The organism is Pseudomonas sp. YuFO20, assembly GCF_035064975.1.
GTDB lineage: Bacteria > Pseudomonadota > Gammaproteobacteria > Pseudomonadales > Pseudomonadaceae > Aquipseudomonas > Aquipseudomonas putida_AE.
Genome location: NZ_JAXDEO010000018.1, coordinates 43349 through 69158, shown reverse-complemented (window position 1 = coordinate 69158; position 25810 = coordinate 43349). Strand labels below are relative to the sequence as shown.

Below are 25810 nucleotides of genomic sequence, written 5' to 3'. Positions count from 1 at the left end.
AACGCCACGCGAGGAAGAAGTCATGCACATATTGCTGACCGGCGGTACTGGTTTGATAGGACGTCAGCTCTGCCGACACTGGTTGAGCCAGGGACACCGCCTTACCGTCTGGAGTCGGACCCCTGCAAAAGTCGCGAAAATCTGCGGTGCCCAGGTGCGTGGTATCGCACGGCTTGAAGAGCTCGGGCAAGAGCCGGTGGACGCCATCGTCAATCTGGCCGGCGCGCCGATTGCCGATCGCCCGTGGACCCACAAGCGCAAGGCCCTGCTGTGGAGTAGCCGCATCACCCTGACTGAAGCCCTGCTCGCCTGGCTCGAAAGCCGTGAACAGAAACCGCAGGTATTGATTTCGGGGTCCGCGGTCGGCTGGTACGGCGATGGGGGTGAGCGTGAACTGAGCGAGGATTCGCCGCCGGTCATCGATGACTTCGCCAGCCAGTTATGCATCGCCTGGGAGGAAACCGCCCAGCGTGCCGAGGGTTTGGGCATTCGCGTGATCTTCATTCGCACCGGGCTGGTGTTGTCGGCGGACGGCGGCTTTTTGTCGCGCCTGTTGCTGCCCTTCAAACTGGGGCTGGGCGGGCCTATCGGCAGCGGCCGGCAGTGGATGCCGTGGATTCATATCAACGACCAAATCGCCCTGATTGATTTTCTTCTGCATCGGCAAAGCGCCAGTGGTCCTTATAATGCCTGTGCGCCGAACCCGGTGCGCAATCGCGAGTTTGCCAAGACATTGGGCAGCGTGCTGAATCGCCCGTCGTTCATGCCCTTGCCAACCCTGGCGTTGAAGGTGTGCCTGGGCGAGTTGTCATTGCTTTTGCTGGGCGGCCAGAAGGCCGTACCGGCTCGCTTGCTGGAAGCGGGTTTCACTTTCCAGTTCACTGATTTGCGCGCGGCCCTGGACGATTTATCCAGCCGCCTTTGAAATAGGACGTTGCATGACCGATCACCCGTTGCTTCTGGTCAACCTGGGCTCACCGGCCTCCACTTCGGTGGCGGACGTGCGCCGCTACCTCAATCAGTTTCTGATGGACCCGTACGTCATCGACCTGCCGTGGCCGCTGCGGCGCTTGCTGGTGTCGCTGATCCTGATCAAGCGTCCCGAGCAGTCGGCGCATGCCTACGCGTCGATCTGGTGGGACGAGGGTTCGCCGCTGGTGGTGCTAAGCCGTCGCCTGCAACAGGCAATGACTGCGCAGTGGCACCATGGCCCGGTGGAGTTGGCGATGCGTTACGGTGAGCCGTCGATCGAGTCGGCACTGGTGCGCCTGGCAGCCCAAGGGCATAAGCGGATCACCCTGGCACCGCTTTATCCACAGTTCGCCGACAGCACCACCACCACGGTGATCGAGGAAGCCAAGCGCGTGCTGCGTGAGAAAAACCTCGACGTGCAACTGTCGGTGCTCCAGCCGTTCTACGATCAACCGGAATACCTCGATGCCCTGGTGGCCAGCGCCAAGCCGTATTTGCTGCAGGATTACGATCACCTGCTGTTGAGTTTCCACGGTTTACCGGAGCGGCACCTGACCAAGATCGACCCTACCGGTCACCATTGCTTGCGAGGCGAGAATTGCTGCCTGAACGCTTCGCCAGCAGTATTGATGACCTGCTACCGCGCCCAATGCCTGCGCACGGCATCCGAGTTCGCCAAGCGCCTGGGGTTGCCGGATGGCAAATGGTCGGTGTCGTTCCAGTCGCGCCTGGGGCGAGCCAAATGGATCGAGCCCTATACCGAAGCGCGCCTGGACGAGCTCGGCAAAAGCGGCGTGAAGAAAGTGCTGGTGATGTGCCCGGCCTTCGTGGCCGATTGCATCGAGACCCTGGAAGAGATCGGCGATCGCGGGCTGGAGCAGTTCCGCGAAGCGGGGGGAGAGGAGTTGGTGCTGGTGCCGTGCCTCAACGATGACCCGCAGTGGGCGAAGGCGTTGAGTGCGTTGTGCGAAAGGGCGCCGTTGGTGCTTTAAAAGCATCCATCGCCAGCAAGCCACGCTCTTGTAGGAGCGTGGCTTGCCCGCGATGGCGTCCTCAAGGCTGCCTTAGATCAGCGGCTCATCCGCCTTCTTGTGCTTCCAGCTGTCATTGCCCGGCAGGATCAGGTTCAGCGCAATCGCCACAACCGCGCACAGCGCGATGCCTTTGAGGCCGAAGTCGTCCGGGCCTGTGCCCGTACCGACCAGTACGCCGCCAATACCGAACACCAGGGTCACCGAGACGATCACCAGGTTGCGCGCTTCGCCCAGGTCGATCTTGTGACGAATCAGCGTGTTCATCCCCACGGCCGCGATCGAGCCGAACAACAGGCAGAGAATCCCGCCCATCACCGGCACCGGAATGCTTTGCAGCAGCGCACCGAATTTGCCGATGAACGCCAGGCTGATGGCGAAGATCGCTGCCCAGGTCATGATTTTCGGGTTGTAGTTCTTGGTCAGCATCACCGCGCCGGTGACTTCGGCGTACGTGGTGTTGGGTGGACCGCCGAACAGGCCCGCGGCAGTGGTGGCAATGCCATCGCCCAGCAGGGTGCGGTGCAGGCCGGGTTTTTTCAGGTAATCGCGACCGGTCACGCTACCCACGGCGATCACGCCGCCGATATGCTCGATGGCCGGGGCCAGGGCCACCGGAACGATGAACAGGATCGCCTGCCAGTTGAATTCCGGAGCGGTGAAGTGCGGAATGGCGAACCAGGGGGCCGCCGCAATCTTTGCGGTATCAACCACGCCAAAGTAGAACGCCATGCCAAAGCCCACCAGCACGCCGGAGATGATCGGCACCAGGCGGAAAATGCCTTTGCCGAACACCGCGACGATCAGGGTGGTCAGCAAGGCTGGCATCGAGATCAGCATTGCCGTCTGGTAATGAATCAGTTCACTGCCGTCACCGGCCTTGCCCATCGCCATGTTGGCGGCGATCGGCGCCATGGCCAGGCCAATGGAGATGATCACCGGGCCAATCACCACCGGCGGCAGCAGGCGGTCGATGAAGCCGGTGCCTTTGATTTTCACGGCCAGGCCGAGGAAGGTATAGACAAAACCGGCTGCCATCACGCCGCCCATGGTCGCGGCGAGGCCGAACTGGCCCTTGGCGAGAATGATCGGGGTGATGAAGGCGAAGCTCGACGCCAGGAATACCGGCACCTGGCGCCCGGTGACGACCTGGAACAGAATTGTCCCCAGGCCTGCGGTAAACAGTGCCACGTTGGGGTCGAGCCCCGTGATCAGCGGCATCAACACCAGGGCGCCGAAGGCCACGAACAGCATCTGGGCGCCAGACAGCACCGTGCGCCAGAGCGGATCGTTGAACTCTTGCTGCATGCTTACGCGTCCTTCTGCTTGGTGCCGAAGATCTTGTCGCCAGCATCGCCCAGGCCCGGGATGATGTAACCGTGTTCGTTGAGTTTCTGGTCGATCGAAGCGGTGTAGATGATCACGTCCGGGTGAGCTTTCTCGACCACGGCGATACCTTCGGGTGCAGCGACCAGCACCATGGCGCGGATGTCCTTGCAGCCGGCCTTTTTCAACAGGTCGATGGTGGCAACCATCGAGCCGCCGGTGGCGAGCATCGGGTCGATGATCATGGCCAGGCGTTCGTCGATTTCCGGCACCAGTTTCTCGAGGTAGGTGTGGGCTTCGAGGGTTTCCTCGTTGCGGGCCACGCCCACGGCGCTGACCTTGGCGCCCGGGATCAGGCTGAGCACGCCTTCGAGCATGCCGATACCGGCGCGCAGGATCGGTACGACGGTAATCTTCTTGCCGGCGATTTTCTCCACCGACACAGTGCCGCACCAACCTTCGATGTCGTAGGTTTCCAGCGGCAGGTCCTTGGTGGCTTCATAGGTCAGCAGGGCACCGACTTCCTGAGCGAGCTCGCGGAAATTCTTGGTGCTGATGTCTGCGCGGCGCATCAGGCCGAGTTTGTGGCGGATCAGCGGGTGGCGGATCTCGAGGATGGGCATGGGAAAGGCTCCGGCGGCGGGCAAAAAAACCGGCCTAGATTAATCTATCCGAGGGTGATGTCCTATAGACATAAAGTACGTTAGTCCACAAACGCTTGATCTGGCCTCGCAGGATGCGTACCTTTGCCCGCTTTTCCGCACTTAGTCCCCCCGATACCACCCCCCAGGAGAGCGCCATGTCCGCTGATCTCGAGCATATCCGTCAAATCATGCGAGAGGCTGACTGCCTGTACACCGAAGCTGAAGTCGAGGCAGCCATCGCCCGCGTCGGTGCACACATCAACGATCAACTGGCGGACAGCAACCCGGTGGTGTTCTGCGTGATGAACGGCGGCCTGATTTTCGCCGGCAAACTGCTCACTCACCTGCAATTTCCGCTGGAAGCGTCCTACCTGCACGCCACCCGCTATCGCAACGAAACCAGCGGCGGCGAGCTGTTCTGGAAAGCCAAGCCGGAAATTTCGTTCATCGACCGTGATGTGCTGATCATTGACGACATCCTCGACGAAGGTCATACCCTCGGCGCTATCATTGACTTCTGCAAGCACGCCGGCGCGCGTAAAGTGCACACCGCCGTGCTGATCGACAAGGACCACGACCGCAAGGCTCGTCCGGACCTGAAGGCCGATTTCGTCGGTTTGCCGTGCATCGACCGTTACATCTTTGGCTACGGCATGGACTACAAAGGCTACTGGCGTAACGCCAACGGGATTTTTGCCGTTAAAGGAATGTAAGTAATGGCCACACCGAGCTTTCTTGATCAAACGCTGTTCACTGAATTGGCCGAGAAAGCCGTGGCCAATCCCCGTGGGCGCCAGCATCACAACTTCCACCAGATGGAAGACGCCTGCCACCGGATGGCGGTGGGTCTGCAACCGAGCACCTATATTCCGCCGCACCGCCACCTGGGTGAAAACAAGGCCGAGACCTTGCTGGTCCTTAAGGGACGGCTTGGGCTGTTGATTTTCGACGAGGCTGGCGCAGTGGTGAAAAAGCAGATCCTGCAGGCTGGCGGTGAGTGCGTCGGCGTCGATTTGCCGACCGGTGTGTTCCATGGCCTGGTGGTGCTCGAAGCCGACAGCCTGATGTTCGAGTGCAAGGCGGGTCCCTATCGTCCGGTGGGCGAAGGTGAGCTGGCGCACTGGGCACCGCGTGAAGGCGAACCCGGTGTTGCCGAGTATCAGGCCTGGATGCGCGCGCAATTCGATTGATTCTCCAACTGTAGGAGCGAGCTTGCTCGCGAAAGCGGTGTGTAAGCTGCGTTGATGTCGACTGACACGCCGTCTTCGCGAGCAAGCCCGCTCCCACAGGGGGTTGTGTTCACAGACTCACTTTCATCCGCCCATGCTAGAGTGCACGGCCCCGATTCCGGAGCCTGTCATGAGCCGTTCGATCCGCTGCTGTGCCGCCCTGTTGCTGTCCCTCAGCCTGCCCTTGGCCGCCGCCCCGGCACCGATGCACAGTCAATTTTTACCGCCGGACGACCTGACCCTGCGTGATGCCGAACCCGAGCAGCAACAACTGCTGCAAGTCACCGAATATTCGGTGGTGGTCGGCAGTCAGCGCCAGTCCAGCCAGCAGCCGATCCCTGTCACCTCGCCGCTGATGATTCGCCTCAAGGGCAAACCCTTGAACAAGGGCGCGACCATCAATCAGGTACTGGTCAATTTCGATGGCGAAAGCAAAAGCCTGAAGAAGCCGCTGTACGACGACAAGAGCAAGACCCTGACGCTTTATTACCCGCTGGCCCAGTACCGGGTGGTCATCGACTTGTTGCGCAACGACACGGTGTATTGCCAGTTTCTCAGCTACGCCAACGGCCACATCTGGGCCGATCTGCACACCGGGGCTGTTCGTCCGCGTTGAGCCCGGCGCCCGCGCAGGGGTAAACTGCCCGCCCCGTGAAATGTCTGCGAGCTGGAGTCGGCAATGCGTAAAGATAAGAAACAAGTGATTGGTGACGAGATCGGCGATGAGCAGATCAAGTTGTTCCTCGATTTCGAGCCGGTCGACGCGACTTCTCCGTCCCTGCACAAGCTGATCAAGGCCTATCGTGGCCTGCGGATCGACGACTTCGAGCGTTTCCTGACGTTCTTCGTCGAGGCAGGTTATGACGTGAATGGCAAGGATGAGCACGGCAATGATTTCGTTGCCTTGATCCAGGATCAGCGCAATGCGCCGGAATACATCGAGTTGATCAACAAGGCTCGCGGCTGACCGTCTGTAAAACATCGGGCCCCTTGTAGGAGCCGGCTTGCCGGCGAAGGCGGTGTCTCTGGCATACCGCGGCGTCTCCTTTCGCTGGCAAGCCAGCTCCTACAAAAAGGCATAAAAAAACGCCCCGCCATCATGGATGGACGGGGCGTTTTTTATGCGGCCGAATCAAGCGAAGCTTGGGGTCTCGCTGCTTTCTTCAACCAGTTCCAGGGCAACGTTGTTCTGCGAGTTGATCTTGCGATACAGCGCAGCGTCGGTTTCCAGGACTTTCTCGCGGGCCGGGAAGATCTCTGCCAATTTGGCAGCCCACTCACCCTTGGCTTTGCCCGGGAAGCATTTTTCGATCAGCTCGAGCATGATCGAAACCGTCACCGAAGCACCTGGCGAGGCGCCGAGCAGGGCGGCAAGGGAGCCGTCCTTGGCCGCGACCAGTTCGGTACCGAATTGCAGGACGCCGCCTTTTTTCGGGTCTTTCTTGATGATCTGTACCCGTTGGCCGGCCACTTCCAGGCGCCAGTCTTCGGCTTTCGCTTCAGGGTAGAAGCGACGCAGGGAATCCAGGCGCTGCTCCATCGACTGCATCACTTCGCTGACCAGGTACTTGGTCAGGTCCATGTTGTTTTTCGCCACCGCCAGCATCGGGCCGATGTTGCCGGCGCGAACCGACAGCGGCAGGTCCATGAAAGAGCCGTGCTTGAGGAACTTGGTGGTGAAGCCGGCGTAAGGTCCGAACAGCAGGGATTTCTTGCCATCGACGACACGGGTGTCCAGGTGCGGTACGGACATCGGTGGCGAGCCTACGGCCGCCTGGCTGTAGACCTTGGCCTGGTGGTGCTTGACCACTTCCGGGTTGTCGCAGCGCAGCCATTGGCCACTGATCGGGAAACCGCCGAAGCCTTTGCTCTCTTCGATGCCCGAAGCCTGCAGCAGCGGCAATGCCGCACCACCGGCGCCGAGGAAGACGAACTTGGCGTCAACTTCACGGGTATTGCCGCTGTTGACGTCCTTGATGCTAACCGTCCAGCCGCCGTTGTTGCGCTTGAGGCCGGTCACGCGCTTGCAGTACTTGACCTGGGCATCGGGGGCGCTGGTCAGGTGCTTGAGCAACTGGTTGGTCAGGGCGCCGAAGTTGACGTCGGTACCGTTGATCACGCGGGTGGCGGCGAGGGTTTCGCCAGGGTCGCGCCCAGGCATCATCAATGGCATCCACTCTGCCATTGTCGCCTTGTCTTCGGTGTATTCCATGTCGGCGAAGGCGTGGTGCTTATGCAGCACGTTGAAGCGTTCCTTAAGGAAGGACACGCCGCTCTCGCCCTGCACGAAACTCAGGTGTGGCACCGGGCTGATAAACGATTTGCACGAGCCGAACGTGCCTTTCTTGGTCAGGTACGACCAGAACTGCTTCGACACCTCGAACTGGGTGTTGATGTGCACGGCTTTCTTGATGTCGACGGTGCCATCGGCAGCCTGCGGCGTGTAGTTCAGCTCGCACAGGCCGGCGTGACCGGTACCGGCGTTGTTCCACGGGTTGGAACTCTCCGCGGCACCGGAATCCATCAGCTCGACGACTTCCAGCTTGATCGCGGGGTCGAGCTCTTTGAGCAGTACTGCAAGGGTGGCACTCATGATGCCGGCCCCAACCAGTACTACGTCGACTGCTTCGTTATGCGCCATTTAACGCGTCTCCAAAATCTGCAGCACCAAATTGTCGGCATGGCTGCCAGGCGTTCCGGGGCGAGTCAGTGATGCCCCTCAAACTCATGGCAGTATCGCCATGTCCGAATCTTCGCAATTTTTCGCAACTTCGACGGATGCTACCGGCCGGGTCTACTAAGAGTCCTATGAACTCATTTCAACGGGCGACTGGCAATTCGACTTATGGTCGATACATCCGCTTGTGCAACCAAATCCGTAGCGGACAGGCTTCAGGCTCCGGTATTCGAGGTGTACTCGGTCCTGTGTCGTTGGGCTGTACTGGACGCTAATGGTGCATATTCAGACGCAAAACTATTCATTTGCTCGCCACACTCTTGTGAAGTTGTGAAAACCCGTTTTTTTCACGCTCTTTTGAAGACGTGAACCTCAAAAAAGGGCTGTCCCAGCCTGGCACCGTGCCCGGAACGTCTGCCGCCAGGACATTCATGGCGGGCAATACGGGCAAACAGCTCAGTGACCGAGCGTAATGACAGCTCTGCAGATTCGCGAAAAGCGGTGGTTGTGCTTGAGGAACAGCAAGCGCGCCAGCTTCACTCGATCTGTGTGGGCGGCTCTCTGTGGGCGGTGCGGGGTGCCAAAACCGAAGCATTGACGATGCTGCGAGGCCCGATCAGGAGACGTCCTTATAATCGGGGGGAGATTGTAGCGAAGAAACGCAGGGAATTGGTCGTGTTTAATGACTTTTATTAGGCGTCTGGTCAGGTCGCCAGCAACTGTTGCACCCGTGAGCGAGGTGGATGCTGGCTGACGCGGGCACTGGCGGGCAGGGGTTGCTGCAGCCAGTTGAGGCGAATTTCCTCGATTTCGACCCAACCATCGCCCATGGGCTGTAGGCTGCACTGCTTGAATGCCTGGCAATGGCCGTTGCTGTCGAGCAGGGCAAAGCTGCGGTGCCGTGGGCGTGGGGCGAACAGCGAAACGAGAAAGCGCATGGCGAAGTACCTTGTGGGTGACTGCGGTGGAGAATGGCAGTGAGCCGTGACGCGCAAGTGTATGGGCGATGACAGATGCGTGACAGGCAGCCGATTCTGAAAGATTTGTCAGAACTTTCCTCAATGGTTGCGCTGGTTCGCTGCAGCGGCGCACCGCTATACTGCGGGCCTGTTAGTGCCTGATTCTGGAGAGAAGAGTATGTTGCAACGCCTGTTGTTCGGTTTGATCACTGTGACCAGCTTGACGTTGGTCGGCTGCGCCCACAGCCCGCAACAACTGAACCCGGAACCCAAGCTGACGGCGCAACTGGCGCCGGTCGGCCACGGCCAGCCGGTGGTGGTGCGCGTGGTCGACGGACGTCCGTCGCCAACCCTGGGTACCCGTGGCGGCCTGTACCCGGAAACCAGCGCGATTACCGTGCAGGGCGCGCAGATCCTGCCGAAACTGCAGGCGCAGGCCGAAGCGGCCGTGCGCTTGCTGGGCTTCACCCCGACCGCCAATGCGGCGAACGCGCCACAGATCACCGTGACCCTGGCCGAGTTGAAGTACCAGTCGCCCAAAGAAGGCATGTACGTGACCGAGGCAACCATTGGCGCGACCTTCCGCTCCGATGTGCAAAATGCCAACCGTCGCTACAGCGGCCGTTATGGCGCCTCCCTGGACCAGCGTTTCGGCATGGCGCCGAACCAGGAAACCAACACCAAGCTGGTCAGCGACGTGTTGAGCGATGCCTTGACCCGCTTGTTCAAGGACCCGACCGTGGGTCAGGTGCTCGGCGAGTAAAGGTTCGCCTGATGCCGAAAGCCCGGCGCCAGCAATGGTCCCGGGCTTTTTCATGGCCATTGGTCATTTGATTCGTTATTTGTCGCAAAGGCAGGGGCAGGCGCCCAGGCTTTCGGTAGAATTCGCCCGCGGTCACCTGTCCGGTGCCTGCCGCCCCGGTTACGTTTGAGGTTTGTGATGTCGCTGCATTTGATGACGCTGTTTACCGCCCATCCCGCCAAATTGATCAATCTGTTGGCCTTGCTGCTGGCCTTTCCGGGCAGTTGGTTGCTGCACGCCACCCGCCGCCGCGAACAGCGCGCGATGGCCAGTCTGCAGTCGCAGCGCCAGAGCAGTCCAAACCAGGAGCCGACGCTGGATTGGGCCACCCTGCGCATGAACCGGTTTTTCTACCGCTTCGGCTTTGCCTGCATGGGGCTGGCGTTGCTGGTGTCGTGGATCAGCACCCAGGTCTAGAAGCAAAAGATCGCAGCCTGCGGCAGCTCCTACAGGTCAAAGCAATAAAAAACGGCGCCCGAGGGCGCCGTTGTCGTATCCGCGGTTAAAGCGGCAATCCAGCCTTGACCCGATACTGATTGCGCACCGGCGTCGCGTATTGCAGCACCAGGAACGGGCGATGCTCCTCGGGGCAGGCGTCCAGACGTTGCTGCCATTGTTCCTGGGCCTTGGCCAGTTCCTCGGCCGGGAATATCTCGCTGGCCCTTGGCACCTGCAGTTGCGGGTCGGCATCCTGCCATTGGGCGTAGGCCAGGTAGTGCACCGGGAACAGGCGGTAACCGCCGAGGATCTGCTTGTCCATCTCGACCGCCAATTGCTTGGTGTCTTCGAACAGCTCAGTGATGGGCGCCGCAAAGTTCACGTGCACCCGACCCTTGTAGCCGGTGATGCCCTTGGCGATGCTCACGTCATCCTCGCCCGCAGCCTTGGTGTAGCTGCCGGTGGTGGCGCGGATGTAGAGTTCGCGGGCCTTGGCCTGGTCGCATGGATCGTACTCGTAGCTGATCGACACGGGGGTCAGGTTCAGCGAGCGGATGACTTCACCGAACGGCTCGTCCTTGCGGCTCATGTGGAACATCTTGAGGATCGCCGACTCGGTGCGGTCGTCACCATCCTTGGCCCGGCCTTCGGCCTGGGCGATCCAGATCGAGGCGCAATCGTTGCGGATCGAATGGTTGATGTACGCCGACAGCAGTTGGTACGCCGCCATCTTCTCGCGCCGACCGGTGATCGAGCGGTGCACGATAAAGCTCTTGTTCAGGCGCATCAGGTCGCTGACAAAGGGCTTTTGCAGCAGATTGTCGCCGATGGCGATGCGCGGGGTCGGCAGGCCGGCGTGGTACACGGCGTAATTGACGAAGGCCGGGTCCATCACGATGTCACGGTGGTTGGCGATGAACAGATAGGCGCTGCCGGACTTGAACTGCTCCACGCCGGTGTACGTCACACCGTCCGTGGCTCGCTCGATGGTGTGGTCGACGTAGTACTCGACCTTGTCCTGCAAAGTGGCCACCGAGGTGATCCCAGCGAACTCGCGGCGCAGCCGATGAGCTATAAGAGGTTTGAGCGCCCAGCCCAAGGCGCCAGCGAAACGCGGGAAGCGGAAGTGGGTGAGGATATCTAGAAACGCCTTGTCGCCGAGCAGTCGCGCCAGCACCGCTGGGACTTCGCTATCGTCGTAAGGTCGGATGGCATCGAATTCGCCCATCATGCTCTCTTGTTAGAAACGGCTAGGGTAAGTAAAGGTTTTGATCGAAAACCAGCAGGGTACGGTCTGAAAAAGTAGTCCAGACAAAAATAGCCCTGCAAATAGACCGGCGATTATACGCACAAGTCACCTGGGAGACCGCGATGCTGGAAACTGCGCAGTATGAATGCCCGTATTGTGGTGAAGCCGTCGAGACGACTGTGGACTTGTCCGCTGGCGATCAGACCTATATCGAGGACTGCCAGGTCTGTTGTCGGCCGATCACGTTCGTGTTGCAGGTTCATGGAGAGGACTGGTTTCTGGAAGTCTTCAGCGAAAACGAGTGAGGGGCACCCATGCAGCGCATCTACGAACCGGAAAACCTGATGGAAGGCGAGTTGCTGCAAGGCATGCTCGCCAGCGAGGGCGTCGAAGCGCATCTGGTGGGCCGCGACCTGGTGGGCGCCACAGGGGAATTGCCGATCTTCGGCCTGCTGGGCCTGGCGGTGGAGAATGACCAGGCCGAATACGCCCGTGAGCTGATCACCGCGTACAATGCTGCGCTGCCGCTGTCCGGCGATGAACCGGAGAGCTTTCCCGGCACGCTGGTCTGTTAGGCTGGCGTTCGTTTGATCAAGAGTCGTGCTACCCCATGTGTGGACGTTATGCCCTGTTTCGCTGGAATCGCGACTTCGCGACCCTGCCAGGTTTTCCGGCCGATCAACAGGCCCAGTGGAACATTTCACCCAACGATTCGGTGCTGATGCTGCGCGCAGGCCAGGACGGCCAGCGTGAGCTGGCCCGTGCCCGCTGGGGCCTGACACCACCATGGCTGACCGACCTGTCCCGCACCCCGGCCCATGCCCGGGCCGAAACCGTTGCCGAGCAACCCATGTTTCGCGAGGCCCTGCGTCAGCGCCGTTGCCTGCTGCCGGCCAACGGTTTCTACGAATGGCGCGGCACCACGCGCAAGCGTCCGTACTGGCTGACGCCCGGTGAGGGTTCGTCGCTGTTTTTCGCCGCCATCTGGGAGGCGTACCCGGTGCAGGAGCAGGTGTGGCTGAGCACGGCGGTGATCACGCAACCGGCGGCCAGTCAGCGCCGGCCGTTGATTCTCGATGAGGCGGGGCAGGCCGCGTGGCTCGACCCCGAGACGCCGCTGCATGCCCTGCAAGCCCTGCTCGCCAGCGAGCCGGCGGCGTTGCGCGAACGGGTGCTGGCCAACATGGTCAATGACCCGAAGCTCAATGGGCCGGAGTGTTTGACGCCCGGTTGAGAGAGGGTGCCCGGGCGTCTCTGAATTTTTTCCTGAGTCGATGAGAGCTTTGCCTGAAAAAGGCGTCTTATCTCCTGTGTATCTGGCGTCGATACATTTCCACGCCTAGGATAGGCGGCAGTTTTCATGGAGTTTTTCGATGAGCAAGATTTTCGTTGTAGGTGCACTGGGCGCAGCGCTGCTGCTCGCCGGCTGTCAGTCGGTCAACACCACCAGCGGTGGCGCCGTCGGTGTCGAGCGCAAGCAATACATGTTCAGCATGCTGTCCACGGATGAGGTCAATCAGATGTACGCCCAGTCCTATCAAAAGACGGTGGGTGAGGCGAGCGGCCAGGGCGTGCTGGACAAGACCAGTAGCGATGCCAAGCGCATCCAGGTGATTTCCGATCGACTGATTGCCCAGGCGCCGGTCTTCCGCCCGGATTCGGCCCAGTGGAAATGGGAAGTCAATCTGATCAAGAGCGATGAACTCAACGCCAACTGCGGGCCTGGCGGCAAGATCATTTTCTACACCGGCCTGATGGACAGCCTGAAGCTGACCGACGACGAAATCGCCGCCATCCTCGGCCACGAAATCGCCCACGCCCTGCGCGAGCACGGTCGTGAAGCGATGTCCAAGGCCTATGGCATCGAAATGGCCAAGCAGGGCGCTGGTGCCTTGTTCGGCCTGGGTCAGGACAGCCTGGCGCTGGCGGATACCGTGGCCAACTACGGCATGACCTTGCCGAACAGCCGGGCCAATGAAAACGAGGCGGACCTGATAGGCCTCGAACTGGCCGCGCGTGCTGGCTACAACCCGAACGCCGCGATCACCTTGTGGAACAAGATGGCCAAGGCGTCGGAAGGTTCGCCGCCGGAATTCATGAGCACTCACCCGGCGTCCTCGAGCCGGATTGCATCGTTGCAGGCGGCGATTCCGAAAGTCATGCCGCTTTATGAGCAGGCCAAGAAATCCTGATGTTGATTCATCGTCTGTAAGGGCCTCATCGCCAGCAGGCTGGCTCCCACAGGGGAATGCATTCCAATTGTGGGAGCCAGCCTGCTGGCGATGAACGATAACGCGGTGTATCGACCTACTGCGTCAAACCCACCCGCTGCTTTGCATCGCCTTGTACACCGCGACAATCGCCAGGATGAAAAACGCCGACGCCGCCAGTCGACGGATCAGCGTCAATGGCAGTTTGTCCGCCGCAAAATTACCCGCCAGAACCACCGGCACGTTGGCAATCAGCATGCCCAGGGTGGTGCCGATGATCACCAGCCACAGCTCCGGGTATTGCGCGGCGAGCATCACGGTCGCGATCTGGGTCTTGTCGCCGATTTCGGCGAGGAAGAACGCGATCAACGTGGTCAGGAACGGTCCGAACTTGCGCGCAGTGCTGGCTTCGTCATCGTCCATCTTGTCCGGCACCAGGGTCCACAGGGCGGTGGCGGCGAAGCTCGCCGCGAGGATCCAGTGCAGCATCGTATCCGAGAAGAAACTGCCCACCCAGGCGCCTACCGCACCGGCTGCCGCATGGTTGGCCAGGGTCGCGGCGACGATGCCGGCGATGATCGGCCAGGGTTTGCGAAAGCGGGCAGCGAGAATGAGCGCGAGCAGTTGCGTCTTGTCGCCGATTTCGGCCAAGGCAACGATTGCGGTGGGTACCAGTAGTGAATCCAGCATCAGGGGTTTTCCTAAGGGGCGGGTCGACACGGCTATGACACGTACAGCCTTCCCGCCCCGGGTAAGGTGTTCGTGTCATAGGTCTTGTCAAACCCTGCGATCCATCTGATGTGGATGCTTGGGTCGCATGCGCCATGGCCTGAGGACCAAGTATGTTGACGCATGCCGGACGAGCATGGCGCTCGTGGGAGACTACTCCCCTAGGACGGAGCGGATTCTGCCTAGGCAAAATCCATTAGGCAAGTGCAAATTTCTATCCGCGTTTTGCGCGGTAGATGCGAAAACCCTGTCCTTCGGCCTTGATCGCGCAGACCCCGAGGTGCTCTTCGATCAGCGGTTGGTACTTCAGGAAACTGTTGGCTACGAGCCGTAGTTCGCCACCGTTTTTCAGATGTTTGGCCGCTTTTCGTAGCAGGTTTTCCGTCGCGTAGTAATCGGTATGCACACCGACATGGAAGGGTGGGTTGCTCAGGATTGCGCTCAAACCCATGGGTGCCGCGTCGATACCGTCACCGGTAATGACCTCCGCTTCAAGACCATTGGCCGCCAGGGTCAGGCGACTGCTGGCAGCGGCAAAGGCATCGACATCGAGCAAGGTGACCTGGTTGTGCGGATAACGGCGTTTTACCGCCGCACCCAACACCCCGGCGCCGCAACCGAAGTCCAGCAAGTGGCCGCTGGGCAGTTTATCCAGGTGTTCCAGCAACAGCGCACTGCCGCGATCCAGTCGACCGTGGCTGAACACGCCTGGCAGGCTGATGACTTTCAACGGGCCCTCGGCCAACGGCAACTCGTACGTCTGGGCCAGGCTTTCCAGGGATTTGGCCTCTGGCGCGTTGGCTACGGTGACCAGCCACAGCTGGCAATGCCGCGCGCTGTCGAGCTTGCGTGGCTTGCCAAACGGGTTCAACTGCTTGGCGGCGCCTTCGATGCCGCTTTTTTTCTCACCGACCAGGTACAACTCGCGGCCGGCCAGCCGAGAGGCGAGGGCGTTGAGGATGTAATCGGTCAGGTCCTTGGACTTGGGCAGAAACACCACGGCGCTATCGAACGCGCGCTCAGGCGCGTCAACGCCAAAATGGCTGCGCTCGGCGAAGCGCGCATCCAGCGCGGCCTGATCGCCGGCGTGCCAACTCCAGCCGTGGGCGTCGGGCAGGCGGCCCAGCAAGTCGTCGGCGGGCAGGCCGGCCAACAACACCGAGCCCTGGAATAATTCAGCCTGACGAAGCAGTACTTCACTGCGCGGATCCATAACTGCTCCTGTGAAAAAAAGTGCCGCAGTTTATCAACTGACGACCCGCAGCGCCTTACCGCTGATGTAGCCCTGGGCGTTTTCGGTCAATTGGCCAACAATTCGTTGCCGCGCTTCGCGACTGCCCCAGGCGTTGTGCGGGGTGACGATCAGGCGTGGGATGTCCTGGGCCAGCAGGGGATTGCCGTTGACCGGCGGCTCAACGCTCAGTACGTCGGTGGCGGCACCGCCCAGGTGGCCGTTGCGCAAGGCATCGGCCAGTGCCTGCTCGTCGATCAGGCCGCCGCGGGCGGTGTTGACCACGAACGCGCCGGGCTTCATGGAGGCCAGTTCACGGGCGCCGATGAGGTGACGGGTGTGTTCGTTGAGCGGGCAGTGCAGGGTCAATGCGTCGATTTGCGGCAGCAGTTGATCCAGCGGCAAGCGGTCTGGGCGGGCAGGGCGACCCGGGATCTGGCCCAGCAGCACGCGCATGCCAAACGCCTCGGCCAGGCGCGCGACGGCGCCGCCCAATTCGCCGTGACCGAGCAGGCCGAGGGTTTTGCCTTGCAGTTCGACGATTGGATAATCCAGCAGGCAGAACTGTTTGGCCTGTTGCCAGCGCCCTTCACCGACGGCTTTCTGGTAGTCGGCCAGGCGCGTGGCCAGGTTGAGCAGCAGCATGATCGTGTGTTGCGCCACCGATGGCGTGCCGTACCCCTGGCAGTTGCACACGGTGATCCCGTGGGCGCGGGCGGCCGCGAGGTCGACGTTGTTGGTGCCGGTGGCGGCGATCAGGATCAGTTTCAGCTCGGGGCTGGCAGCGATGGCGGCCGCGTTGATCTGGATCTTGTTGGTGATGGCGACGCTGGCGCCCTTGAGGTGCTCGATCACTTGGTCGGGCAGGGTCTGGTTGAACAACTGCAGTTCGCTGAAAGCTTCGCGCAGCGGGCTGAGATCGAGATCGCCCAGGTCCAGGGAGGGGTGGTCGAGGAAAACAGCGCGGTGAATGTTCGTCATCAACTGTACCTTTTGTGCAATGAACTGAAGGCGTAATCTGCCGAGCCTACCAGATGAAATAAATAGTTACGCTTGACCTTAAGGAGCCCCAATGTACTGGACCGAGTTCTTGACCGTTGCGCTGATTCACCTGCTGGCCGTGGCCAGCCCCGGCCCGGACTTTGCCGTGGTGGTACGGGAAAGCGTGACCCATGGCCGTCGCGCTGGCACCTGGACAGCCCTTGGCGTCGGTTCGGCGATTTTCCTGCACGTTGGCTACTCGCTGCTGGGCATCGGCCTGATCGTGTCCCAGTCGATCGTCTTGTTCAACGCATTGAAGTGGGCCGCCGCCGCTTACCTGCTGTACATCGGCTTCAAGGCACTGCGGGCGCAACCGGCCAAGGCCGTGACAGATGATCTGCACCAGGAAGCCGGCGAGCGCACCGCGCGCGGCGCCTTCACTTCGGGGTTCGTGACCAATGGCCTGAACCCGAAAGCCACGCTGTTTTTCCTGTCACTGTTCACCGTGGTGATCAATCCGCATACACCGCTAGCCGTGCAGGCCGGTTACGGGGTGTACCTGGCGGTGGCCACGGCGATCTGGTTCTGCCTGGTGGCCATGCTGTTCAGCCAGCAGCGCGTGCGCGCCGGTTTCGCCCGCATGGGGCATTGGTTCGACCGGACCATGGGCGCGGTGTTGATCGCCATTGGCGTGAAACTGGCGTTTACCGAAATGCATTGAGCGTAACCGTTCACAATTCCCCATGGATGCTGGCGCAACGCTAGCATCCGTGCGGCTCTGCAAATCATCCCTTTGGCTGATTTGGCTGGCGATCAGGGGCACTACAGTGCTTACTCTCTACAGCCTCGACCGAGTAGTCAGAAAAGGGATTCTTATGTTGCAGACTCGCGTTATCCCCCCAGCCGAAGGCGCTTACCAGTTTCCGCTGCTGATCAAACGGCTGCTGATGTCCGGCGCGCGTTATGAGAAAACCCGCGAGATCGTTTACCGCGATCAGTTGCGCTATAGCTATCCGACCCTGATCGAACGGGTCGCACGCCTGGCCAACGTGCTGACGGCCGCCGGGGTCAAGCCCGGGGATACCGTGGCGGTGATGGATTGGGACAGCCACCGATACCTGGAATGCATGTTTGCCATTCCGATGATCGGCGCGGTGATCCACACCATCAACGTGCGCCTGTCGCCGGAGCAGATCCTCTACACCATGAATCACGCCGAAGACCGCTTTGTCCTGGTCAACAGCGAATTCGTCGGCCTGTACAACGCGATCGCCGGGAACCTGACCACGGTCGAGAAAACCCTGCTCCTGACCGACCTGCCGGAAAAGACCGCCGACCTGCCGAACCTCATCGGTGAGTACGAGCAATTGCTGGCCGCGGCAAGCCCGCAGTACGACTTCCAGGACTTCGACGAAAACTCGGTGGCGACCACGTTCTACACCACGGGCACCACCGGCAACCCCAAGGGCGTGTACTTCACCCATCGCCAACTGGTTCTGCACACCATGGGTGTCTCGACGATCATGGGTTCGATCGACAGCGTGCGCCTGTTGGGTACCAGCGACGTGTACATGCCCATCACGCCGATGTTCCACGTGCATGCCTGGGGCCTGCCCTATGTGGCGACCATGCTCGGGCTCAAGCAGGTGTATCCGGGGCGCTACGATCCGGAGTACCTGGTGGAGCTGTGGCGCAAGGAAAAGGTCACTTTCTCGCACTGCGTGCCGACCATCCTGCAAATGGTCCTCAACGCCAAAGCGGCCCAGGACATCGACTTCGGTGGCTGGAAAATCGTCATAGGCGGCAGTGCGCTCAACCGTGCGCTGTACGAAGCCGCGAAAGCCAAGGGCATCCAGCTGACCGCCGCCTACGGCATGTCGGAGACCGGGCCGCTGGTGTCCTGCGCGCACCTCAATGACGAACTGATGGCCGGTTCCGAGGACGAACGCACTACCTACCGTATCAAGGCCGGTGTGCCAGGGCCGTTGGTGGAAGCGGCGATCGTCGACACCGAAGGCAACTTCCTGCCGGCCGATGGCGAAACCCAAGGCGAACTGGTGTTGCGCGCGCCGTGGCTGACCGAGGGCTATTTCAACGAGCCGCAGAAGGGCGCCGAACTCTGGGCCGGTGGCTGGCTGCACACCGGCGACGTGGCGACGCTGGACAGCATGGGGGTGATCGATATTCGCGACCGGATCAAGGACGTGATCAAGACCGGCGGCGAATGGATCTCCTCCCTGGACCTCGAAGACCTGATCAGTCGCCACGCGGCGGTACGCGAAGTAGCAGTGGTGGGGATTGCCGATCCGCAGTGGGGCGAGCGGCCGTTTGCCTTGCTGGTGCTGCGCGAGGGCCATGCCATCGGCGCCCGGGAACTCAAGGAGCACCTCAAGCCGTTCGTGGAATTGGGGCACCTGAGCAAGTGGGCGATTCCGAGTCAGATCGCCCTTGTTACTGAAATTCCCAAGACCAGTGTCGGCAAGCTCGACAAGAAGCGAATTCGCGTCGACATCACCGAATGGCAGGCCAACAACAGCACCTTCCTCTCGACGCTTTAAGCGTCCCTTGGCGTGCCCAAAAGGGCACGCCAGCCCCACCAAGCAAGCGCTTGGCTTGTCAAATCCGTATTTTCAGCCATTCTTGCCGTGCCGACACCTGTCGGCTTGGCAAAGGACTGTTCCAGAGTGGTCGGCAGGCTCAAATCACACTTTAGAGGGATCAAGCAGTACTACCTGCTGGCTATAGTCCGCTCAAGGATTTTTAAGAACGGAGCAAACGCACAAACCGGGGCGATGCAACTTTGGAGTGACTTTGGGAAGCCATGGCTCCCTGTTATCCAAGCGTTTTTAGAAGTGCTATTTGCCATAACAATAAAATGCACATGGAGTAGCGTCGATGACATCAGTAAACCAGTTCTGGCGCCGGGCTAAACTGCCTCTGGCCGTCAGCCTTGCCTCTACGCTCGCCGGGCCTGCATTCGGCGTCAGTTTCAACATCGGTGAAATCGAAGGTCAGTTCGACTCTTCCCTGTCGATCGGCGCGAGTTGGTCTACTGAAAGCGCCAACAAAAACCTCATCGGCGTCAACAACGGCGGCCGCGGCCTGTCCCAGACTTCCGATGACGGTCACCTGAACTTCAAAAGCGGTGAAACCTTCTCGAAAATCTTCAAGGGTATCCATGACCTTGAGTTGAAGTATGGCGACACCGGCATTTTCGTCCGTGGCAAATACTGGTACGACTTCGAGCTCAAGGACGAGAGCCGCCCGTTCAAGGACATCAGCGACGACAATCGCAAGGAAGGCGCCAAGTCATCTGGCGGCCAGATCCTCGACGCCTTCGTCTACCACAACTACGCCATTGCCGATCAGCCAGGTTCGGTACGTCTGGGCAAGCAAGTGGTGAGCTGGGGTGAAAGTACCTTCATCGGCGGCGGCATCAACTCGATCAACCCGATCGATGTGTCCGCATTCCGTCGTCCCGGTGCCGAGATCAAGGAAGGCCTGATTCCGGTCAACATGTTCTACGTGTCCCAGAGCCTGACCGAGAACCTCTCCACCGAAGCCTTCTACCAGATCGAATGGGACCAGACGGTCGCCGACAACTGCGGCACCTTCTTCTCGCAACCGGACGTGATCGCCGATGGTTGCGACAATAACCTGGCGGTACTGCGCACCCAGAACGGCCTCAACAGCGCCCTGGCGGCGGCTGGGCTGCCAGCCGGATTGCGCAATGCCGCGATCAACACCCTCGGCGCCCGGGGCGTGACCTGGGGTAACCCGGATGAAGGCGTGATCGTGCGTCGTGGCCCGGATCGCGATGCCCGTGACAGCGGTCAATTCGGTGTTTCCTTCAAGTACATGTTCGATCCGCTGGACACCGAATTCGGTGCCTACTTCATGAACTACCACAGCCGTGCGCCGATTTTCAGTGGTCACGGGGCCCCGGCGAGCGCCTACAGTGGCGCAGGCCTGGTGGGCGGCCTGGTGGGCAACGGCGTACCCCTGGGTGTCGCGGCGGGCCTGGCACCGACCTTGCTGCCGTTGGTGGTGGCCGGTAACTCCAGCTACTACGTCGAATACCCTGAAGATATCCGCCTGTACGGCTTGAGCTTCTCCACCACCCTGCCGACAGGCACCGCGTGGAGTGGTGAACTCAGCTACCGTCCGAACGCTCCGGTCCAGCTCAACACCACCGACATCCTCTTCTCCGGCCTGACGCCGCTGAACCCTAACGTGTCCGTGCTCCAGGGCACCCCAGGGCAGGATCAGCAAGGTTATCGCCGCAAGGAAGTGACCCAGCTGCAAACGACCCTGACCCACTTCTTCGACCAGGTGATGGGCGCCGAGCGTCTGACCCTGGTGGGTGAAGTCGGCTGGACCCACGTTGGCGGCCTGGAAAGCAATTCCAAGGCACGTTACGGCCGTGACCCGAGCTATGGCCCTGGCCCATTGCCAAACAACCAGTGCGTGACCTTGAACAGCGGTACCTTGGCAGGCGGCCCGCAAAACAACGTCAGTCGCTACTGCGAAAACGACGGCTTCACCACGGCCAACTCCTGGGGTTACCGCGGTCGTGCCATCTGGGAATACAACGACGTATTCGCCGGTGTGAACCTCAAGCCGAACGTGGCCTGGTCCCACGACGTGGAAGGTTACTCGCCTGGTCCTGGCGGCAACTTCGAGGAAGGTCGCAAAGCGGTCAGCCTGGGTGTCGATGCCGAGTACCAGAACACCTACACCGCAAGCCTGGCGTACACCAACTTCTTCGACGGCAAGTACACCACCGTGGATGACCGCGACTTCGTTGCGCTCAGCTTCGGCGTGAACTTCTAAGCACTCTATTTTCAGGACGAGCACATACACATGAAAATAACCAAGAGTCTGTTCCACGCCGGTGTCCTGGGGCTTTCGCTGCTGGCGACCGGTGTCATGGCAGCGGTCCCGGCGGCCGAAGCGGACAAGCTGGGCAAGAGCCTGACCCCGATGGGCGCCGAAATGGCCGGTAATGCCGATGGTTCGATCCCGGCCTGGAAGCCCATGCCGAAAAACGCCGGTACTGTCGACAGCAAGGGTTTCCTGTCCAATCCGTACGCCAGCGAAAAACCGTTGTTCACCATCACGGCGCAGAACGTCGACCAGTACAAGGACAAGCTCGCCCCGGGTCAGTACGCGATGTTCAAGCGCTACCCGGAAACCTTCAAGATGCCGGTCTACACCTCCCATCGCGGTGCAACCGTGCCGGATGACGTGTTCGCCGCCATCAAGCGCAACGCCACCAAGACCAACCTGGTGTCCGGTGGTAACGGCCTGGAGAACTTCGAAACCGCCATACCGTTCCCGATTCCGAAAAGCGGCGTCGAAGTGATCTGGAACCACATCACCCGCTATCGCGGCGGCAGCGTGACCCGTCTGGTGACCCAGGCCACGCCACAGCCGAACGGCTCGTTCAGCCTGGTGTACTTCCAGGACCAGTTCGTGTTCCGTGACAAGATGAAGGACTACGATCCGGCGAACCCGGGCAACATCCTGTTCTACTTCAAGCAGAAAGTGACCGCGCCGGCACGTCTGGCCGGTGGTGTGCTGCTGGTTCACGAAACCCTCGACCAGGTCAAGGAACCGCGTTCGGCGTGGGTCTACAACGCCGGTCAGCGTCGTGTGCGTCGTGCGCCACAAGTGTCCTATGACGGGCCGGGTACCGCTGCCGATGGCTTGCGTACCTCCGACAACCTGGACATGTACAACGGTGCGCCGGATCGTTACGACTGGAAACTCGAAGGCAAGAAAGAGATGTACATCGCCTCCGACGCCTACAAGCTCGACGATCCGAAGCTCAAGTACACCGACATCATCAAGGCCGGCCATATCAACCAGGACCTGGCTCGCTACGAGCTGCGCCGGGTCTGGCATGTGGTTGCAACCCTGAAGGAAGGCCAGCGTCACATCTACGCCAAGCGTGACTTCTACATCGACGAAGACACCTGGCAGGCCGCAGTGATCGACCATTACGACGGTCGCAACCAACTGTGGCGCGTTGCCGAGGCGCATGCCGAGAACTACTACGACAAGCAAGTGCCGTGGTACGCGCTGGAAGCCCTGTACGACCTGCAATCGGGTCGCTACCTGGCGCTGGGCATGAAGAACGAAGAGAAGTCGGCGTATGACTTCGGCTTCACCGCCACCACCAGCGACTTCACCCCGGCGGCGTTGCGCCAGGATGGTGTTCGCTAACGTGCACTGACCTGAGGCCGCATCCTCTGGAAAAACGCCCCGACTGGTTCGGGGCGTTTTTTTTCTGTAGGAGCGAGCTTGCTCGCGATGGTCGTCAACGATAACGCTTGAAACCAGGCAGCCCGCGGCGCTCTCTGGTTTCTCGTCGGAACGCCGCCCGGAGCAAGCTCGCTCCTACAGTGTTTAGAGTTTTTGTAGCCATTTGTAGCAATAACCTTCATTCCCTCATCGTTTACCGCTAGTCTGCGGACATCTGCAACGCCGCCACCCGCAATTCAAACAAGAGCCGGCCATGACTGATCTGTCCCCACCACCCGGTCCTGCAAGCGTCGCTGTCGCCGCGCTGGACGGGCGCTTTTTCCGACCGCCATTGCCCGACGGCCATGTGTTGCGCCCACGCCTGTGCGAGCGCTTGAGCGCAGGTCTGGGTGGCAGGTTGCTGCTGGTCAGCGCACCGGCCGGGTTCGGCAAGAGTTCGTTGGCGGTGGAGTTCTGCCAGGCGCTGCCGGGTCACTGGCAAAGCCTCTGGCTGGGGTTGAGCCCGCGAGACAGCGACCCCGGTCGATTCCTCGAGCGATTGCTGGAAGGCCTGCAGGACTTTTTTCCGCAATTGGGCAGGCAGTCCCTCGGCTTGTTGAAAATGCGCCAGCGGCATCAGCCGTTCGCCTTCGAAGAATGGCTGGACGGGCTGCTCGACGAACTGGCCGTGCACCTGTCGACGGCCACCCCGCTCTTGCTGGTGCTCGATGACTATCACCTGGCCCAGGGCCCCGTACTCGATCGCTGCCTGCAGTTTTTCCTCAATCACCTGCCCGACGGCTTGCTGGTGATGGTCACCAGCCGCCAGCGTCCCGACTGGCACCTGGCGAGATTGCGCCTGTCGCGCCAGTTGCTGGAACTGCATGAGCAGGACCTGCGTCTGACCCACGATGAAGCCTTGAGCCTGCTCGATCGGCACAGCAGTTCCTTGCGTGGCGAGGCGCTGGAAAACCTGATCCAGCGCAGCGAAGGCTGGGTAGCCGGGTTGCGCTTCTGGTTGCTCGCCGCCTCCGAGGCGGGCACCCAAGGCGCGTTGCCCCAGGCGCTGCACGGCGGGGAAGGGCTGATCCGCGACTACCTGCTCGAAGAGGTGATCGATTGCCTGCCGGCCGAAGTACAAGCCTTCCTCTACGACACCGCCCCCCAGGAACGCTTTTGCAGTGAGCTATGCGACGCCGTGCGCGACGCCCATGACAGCGCCGCGATCCTCAGCTTCCTGGCCGCCCACCAGGTGTTCCTGGTGCCGCTGGACGAGCACGGCCACTGGTATCGTTACCACCATCTGTTTTCCGATCTGCTGCGCACCCGGCCCGGCGCGCAGTCGATGGTGCCGGCCGCGAGCCTGCACCTGCGCGCCTGTCGCTGGTTCAATGCCCAGGGCCTGCTCGATGAGGCGGTCGAGCAGGCGTTGCGGGCAGGACATTTGGACGTTGCGGCCAACCTGGTGCAGAACCTTTCCGAAGAACAACTGCTGGCCGAACAGAACGTCGGCATGTTGCTGCGCTGGAAAATGGACTTGCCCGATAGCCTGTTGATCAGCACGCCGCGCTTGATCGTGCTCTACAGCTGGGCGTTGGGGCTGGCCTGCCAGCTGGACGCCGCCGAGGAACTGGCCAGCCACCTGAGCCGCTTCCTGCCGGCGCCGTCGGCCACCGCGCAAAAGTCGATGCTGGCGCAATGGCTGGCCTTGAGCGGGATCATCGCGCGCGGGCGCGGTAACCGCGAACTGACCATACGATATTGCACCGAAGCGCTGGAGAGCCTGCCGTGCAAGCGCTATGGCCAGCGATTGGTGTGCCTCTCGACCCTGTCCAACCTGGCCATTGCCGATGGCGATATGTGGCGTGCGAGGAATTTGAACCGCGAGTCCCTGGAGCTGGCGCAACGGGTTGGCAATCCGCTGTTCGAGGCGTTGGCGCACTACGACCGCGCTCGAGTATTGCAGGCGCGGGGTGAAGTGCTGCGTTCGCTGGATGAAGTCCGCCAAGGGCTGCAACGCCTGCAGGGCTTGCCTGCGCAGAGGCTCTTCGCAGTACGCGCCCGACTGACGCTGTACGAGGGTTTTCTGTTGGCCGTGCGCCTGCAACCCCAAGCCGCACGGTTGCGCTTGCAGGCCGGCTTGAGCGAGGCCCGTGCCTGTCGCGACATCAGCGTGCTGATTGGTCATTGCGTGATCGCCCGGCTTGAGGGCAGCAGCGGCGAGTTCGCCAAGGCCTTTGCCGAACTCGCCGAAGCGGAACGGCTGATGCACATCTGGGACGTGCCGCCGATCTACTACCTGGCGATGATTACCCTGGTCAAATGCGAACTCTGGCTGGCCCAGGGGCGTACCGACCTGGCGCAAGCCTGGTTGACCCGATTGGGCCAGACCTACAACGGTGAGCAGCCGGCCGCACCCCCGGAATTCCATCCGCAACTGCCGCTGCATATCGAATTGCAGCAAGCGTTGCTGGAGGCAATCCAGAACCAGCCGATGCTGGCCGAAGGGCGTTTGAATACACTGCTCGAAAACGGTCAGCAAACCGGTCGGCAGATGCTCAGTGCCATGGCGCTGACGCAAAAGATTTCGTTGTTGCTGGGCAGCGGACGCGAACCCGAGGCCCGCAAGGCGCTGGTCCAGGCCTTGGATGCCGCCGCCGGGGGCGTGTTGCAACCCTTCGAAGGGCTATTGGCCGAGCACCCGGACTGGCTGCGCGGACAACTTCTACTCTGCACGCCGACCACGGTTTCCCGGGACCTCTCAGAAAAACTTCCAGCCGTGGCCTCTCGCCCGACACCGGAACCCACTCCCGCCTCGGAACAACTCAGCACCCGGGAAATGGCCGTCCTGCGCCTGATTGCCCAAGGCTGCTCGAATCAGGAAATCAGCGACCAGCTGTTCATTTCCCTGCACACGGTGAAAACCCATGCCAGCCATATCAACAGCAAGCTGGGGGTAGAGCGGCGCACGCAGGCCGTGGCGCGGGCGAAGGAGTTGGGGGTGTTGGTGTAGCGTTGCGCGGGTTTTCTTGCTGGCGTCCTAGGCCGTGGTCGCGTCGCCAGTGCAAATCGCACGTTCGTCGTTA

At 61.0% G+C, this 25810-nt stretch carries 25 protein-coding genes and 1 riboswitch; of the genes, 17 read left to right on the top strand and 8 right to left on the bottom strand.

Annotation, left to right across the window (positions count from 1 at the left end):
• The first annotated feature begins 22 nt into the window (after positions 1 to 22).
• Both SOP85_RS12300 and hemH read left to right on the top strand, forming a co-directional pair.
• Positions 23 to 925, top strand: coding sequence for a TIGR01777 family oxidoreductase (locus tag SOP85_RS12300; RefSeq protein WP_323606990.1), 903 nt, complete (start codon positions 23 to 25; stop codon positions 923 to 925).
• Positions 926 to 938: 13 nt separating this feature from the next.
• The gene (hemH, locus tag SOP85_RS12295) at positions 939 to 1964 is read left to right on the top strand and encodes a ferrochelatase (protein WP_323627072.1); all 1026 of its coding nucleotides are present in this window, start codon (positions 939 to 941) and stop codon (positions 1962 to 1964) included.
• A gap of 72 nt (positions 1965 to 2036) precedes the next feature.
• Here hemH and SOP85_RS12290 read toward each other — a convergent pair whose 3' ends face one another.
• Complete coding sequence (locus SOP85_RS12290) at positions 2037 to 3311, bottom strand: uracil-xanthine permease family protein (RefSeq protein ID WP_274074175.1); 1275 nt, start codon at positions 3309 to 3311, stop codon at positions 2037 to 2039.
• A 2-nt stretch (positions 3312 to 3313) separates the two neighbouring features.
• On the bottom strand, positions 3314 to 3952 hold the full coding sequence (upp, locus tag SOP85_RS12285; protein WP_008060213.1) for a uracil phosphoribosyltransferase: 639 nt from the start codon (positions 3950 to 3952) through the stop codon (positions 3314 to 3316).
• Positions 3953 to 4128: 176 nt separating this feature from the next.
• Between upp and SOP85_RS12280 the strand changes: the two genes are divergently transcribed.
• The 4 genes from SOP85_RS12280 to SOP85_RS12265 all read left to right on the top strand — a co-directional run bounded on the left by SOP85_RS12280 (position 4129) and on the right by SOP85_RS12265 (position 6169).
• The gene (locus SOP85_RS12280) at positions 4129 to 4686 is read left to right on the top strand and encodes a hypoxanthine-guanine phosphoribosyltransferase (RefSeq protein ID WP_274074176.1); all 558 of its coding nucleotides are present in this window, start codon (positions 4129 to 4131) and stop codon (positions 4684 to 4686) included.
• Between the two features lie 3 nt (positions 4687 to 4689).
• Positions 4690 to 5163 (top strand): WbuC family cupin fold metalloprotein, encoded by a 474-nt coding sequence (locus tag SOP85_RS12275; protein ID WP_274074177.1) that lies wholly within the window; start codon positions 4690 to 4692, stop codon positions 5161 to 5163.
• 169 nt (positions 5164 to 5332) lie between these two features.
• Positions 5333 to 5818 (top strand): hypothetical protein, encoded by a 486-nt coding sequence (locus SOP85_RS12270; protein ID WP_274074178.1) that lies wholly within the window; start codon positions 5333 to 5335, stop codon positions 5816 to 5818.
• 63 nt (positions 5819 to 5881) lie between these two features.
• Positions 5882 to 6169, top strand: a complete 288-nt coding sequence (locus SOP85_RS12265; RefSeq protein WP_274074179.1) for a PA4642 family protein — start codon at positions 5882 to 5884, stop codon at positions 6167 to 6169.
• A 165-nt stretch (positions 6170 to 6334) separates the two neighbouring features.
• Here the strand turns inward: SOP85_RS12265 and mqo are convergent, their stop codons facing one another.
• Positions 6335 to 7843: a malate dehydrogenase (quinone) gene (mqo, locus tag SOP85_RS12260; protein ID WP_323627071.1), complete on the bottom strand. Its 1509-nt coding sequence runs from the start codon at positions 7841 to 7843 to the stop codon at positions 6335 to 6337.
• 740 nt (positions 7844 to 8583) lie between these two features.
• The gene (locus SOP85_RS12255) at positions 8584 to 8817 is read right to left on the bottom strand and encodes a hypothetical protein (RefSeq protein WP_274074181.1); all 234 of its coding nucleotides are present in this window, start codon (positions 8815 to 8817) and stop codon (positions 8584 to 8586) included.
• 199 nt (positions 8818 to 9016) lie between these two features.
• Between SOP85_RS12255 and SOP85_RS12250 the strand changes: the two genes are divergently transcribed.
• Together SOP85_RS12250 and SOP85_RS12245 are read left to right on the top strand one after the other, a co-directional pair.
• Entirely contained in the window at positions 9017 to 9601 is a 585-nt protein-coding gene (locus tag SOP85_RS12250) for a YajG family lipoprotein (protein ID WP_056726255.1), read from the top strand.
• Positions 9602 to 9778: 177 nt separating this feature from the next.
• Positions 9779 to 10057 (top strand): hypothetical protein, encoded by a 279-nt coding sequence (locus SOP85_RS12245; RefSeq protein ID WP_323606981.1) that lies wholly within the window; start codon positions 9779 to 9781, stop codon positions 10055 to 10057.
• Positions 10058 to 10142: 85 nt separating this feature from the next.
• Here the strand turns inward: SOP85_RS12245 and SOP85_RS12240 are convergent, their stop codons facing one another.
• Positions 10143 to 11309, bottom strand: coding sequence for a 1-acyl-sn-glycerol-3-phosphate acyltransferase (locus SOP85_RS12240; protein WP_323606978.1), 1167 nt, complete (start codon positions 11307 to 11309; stop codon positions 10143 to 10145).
• Positions 11310 to 11449: 140 nt separating this feature from the next.
• Here SOP85_RS12240 and SOP85_RS12235 point away from each other — a divergent pair, with 140 nt between their 5' ends.
• The 4 genes from SOP85_RS12235 (at position 11450) to SOP85_RS12220 (ending at position 13519) form a co-directional block, all read left to right on the top strand.
• Entirely contained in the window at positions 11450 to 11632 is a 183-nt protein-coding gene (locus tag SOP85_RS12235) for a CPXCG motif-containing cysteine-rich protein (RefSeq protein WP_323627070.1), read from the top strand.
• Positions 11633 to 11641: 9 nt separating this feature from the next.
• Entirely contained in the window at positions 11642 to 11902 is a 261-nt protein-coding gene (locus tag SOP85_RS12230; protein ID WP_274074185.1) for a putative signal transducing protein, read from the top strand.
• 35 nt (positions 11903 to 11937) lie between these two features.
• Positions 11938 to 12561, top strand: a complete 624-nt coding sequence (locus tag SOP85_RS12225; RefSeq protein ID WP_046818982.1) for an SOS response-associated peptidase — start codon at positions 11938 to 11940, stop codon at positions 12559 to 12561.
• 139 nt (positions 12562 to 12700) lie between these two features.
• Positions 12701 to 13519: a M48 family metallopeptidase gene (locus SOP85_RS12220; protein ID WP_323627069.1), complete on the top strand. Its 819-nt coding sequence runs from the start codon at positions 12701 to 12703 to the stop codon at positions 13517 to 13519.
• A gap of 123 nt (positions 13520 to 13642) precedes the next feature.
• Here the strand turns inward: SOP85_RS12220 and SOP85_RS12215 are convergent, their stop codons facing one another.
• The 3 genes from SOP85_RS12215 to SOP85_RS12205 all read right to left on the bottom strand — a co-directional run bounded on the left by SOP85_RS12215 (position 13643) and on the right by SOP85_RS12205 (position 16478).
• A complete protein-coding gene (locus SOP85_RS12215) occupies positions 13643 to 14227 on the bottom strand; it encodes a TMEM165/GDT1 family protein (protein ID WP_008016665.1) in 585 nt (194 codons plus the stop codon).
• Between the two features lie 89 nt (positions 14228 to 14316).
• Positions 14317 to 14441: riboswitch (yybP-ykoY riboswitch) on the bottom strand.
• 39 nt (positions 14442 to 14480) lie between these two features.
• Positions 14481 to 15479 (bottom strand): class I SAM-dependent methyltransferase, encoded by a 999-nt coding sequence (locus SOP85_RS12210; protein WP_274074187.1) that lies wholly within the window; start codon positions 15477 to 15479, stop codon positions 14481 to 14483.
• 33 nt (positions 15480 to 15512) lie between these two features.
• Positions 15513 to 16478 carry a 2-hydroxyacid dehydrogenase gene (locus tag SOP85_RS12205; protein ID WP_323627067.1) on the bottom strand — a complete coding sequence of 322 codons (966 nt, stop codon included), beginning with the start codon at positions 16476 to 16478 and terminating at the stop codon, positions 15513 to 15515.
• 91 nt (positions 16479 to 16569) lie between these two features.
• Here SOP85_RS12205 and SOP85_RS12200 point away from each other — a divergent pair, with 91 nt between their 5' ends.
• The 5 genes from SOP85_RS12200 (at position 16570) to SOP85_RS12180 (ending at position 25737) form a co-directional block, all read left to right on the top strand.
• The gene (locus SOP85_RS12200) at positions 16570 to 17199 is read left to right on the top strand and encodes a LysE family translocator (RefSeq protein ID WP_323606972.1); all 630 of its coding nucleotides are present in this window, start codon (positions 16570 to 16572) and stop codon (positions 17197 to 17199) included.
• A gap of 154 nt (positions 17200 to 17353) precedes the next feature.
• Positions 17354 to 19036, top strand: coding sequence for a fatty acid--CoA ligase (locus SOP85_RS12195; protein WP_274074190.1), 1683 nt, complete (start codon positions 17354 to 17356; stop codon positions 19034 to 19036).
• A gap of 337 nt (positions 19037 to 19373) precedes the next feature.
• Positions 19374 to 21311, top strand: coding sequence for a DUF1302 domain-containing protein (locus SOP85_RS12190; protein ID WP_274074191.1), 1938 nt, complete (start codon positions 19374 to 19376; stop codon positions 21309 to 21311).
• A gap of 30 nt (positions 21312 to 21341) precedes the next feature.
• Positions 21342 to 22706: a DUF1329 domain-containing protein gene (locus tag SOP85_RS12185; protein WP_323627066.1), complete on the top strand. Its 1365-nt coding sequence runs from the start codon at positions 21342 to 21344 to the stop codon at positions 22704 to 22706.
• 292 nt (positions 22707 to 22998) lie between these two features.
• Positions 22999 to 25737 carry a LuxR C-terminal-related transcriptional regulator gene (locus SOP85_RS12180; protein ID WP_323627065.1) on the top strand — a complete coding sequence of 913 codons (2739 nt, stop codon included), beginning with the start codon at positions 22999 to 23001 and terminating at the stop codon, positions 25735 to 25737.
• The last annotated feature ends 73 nt before the right edge of the window (positions 25738 to 25810 follow it).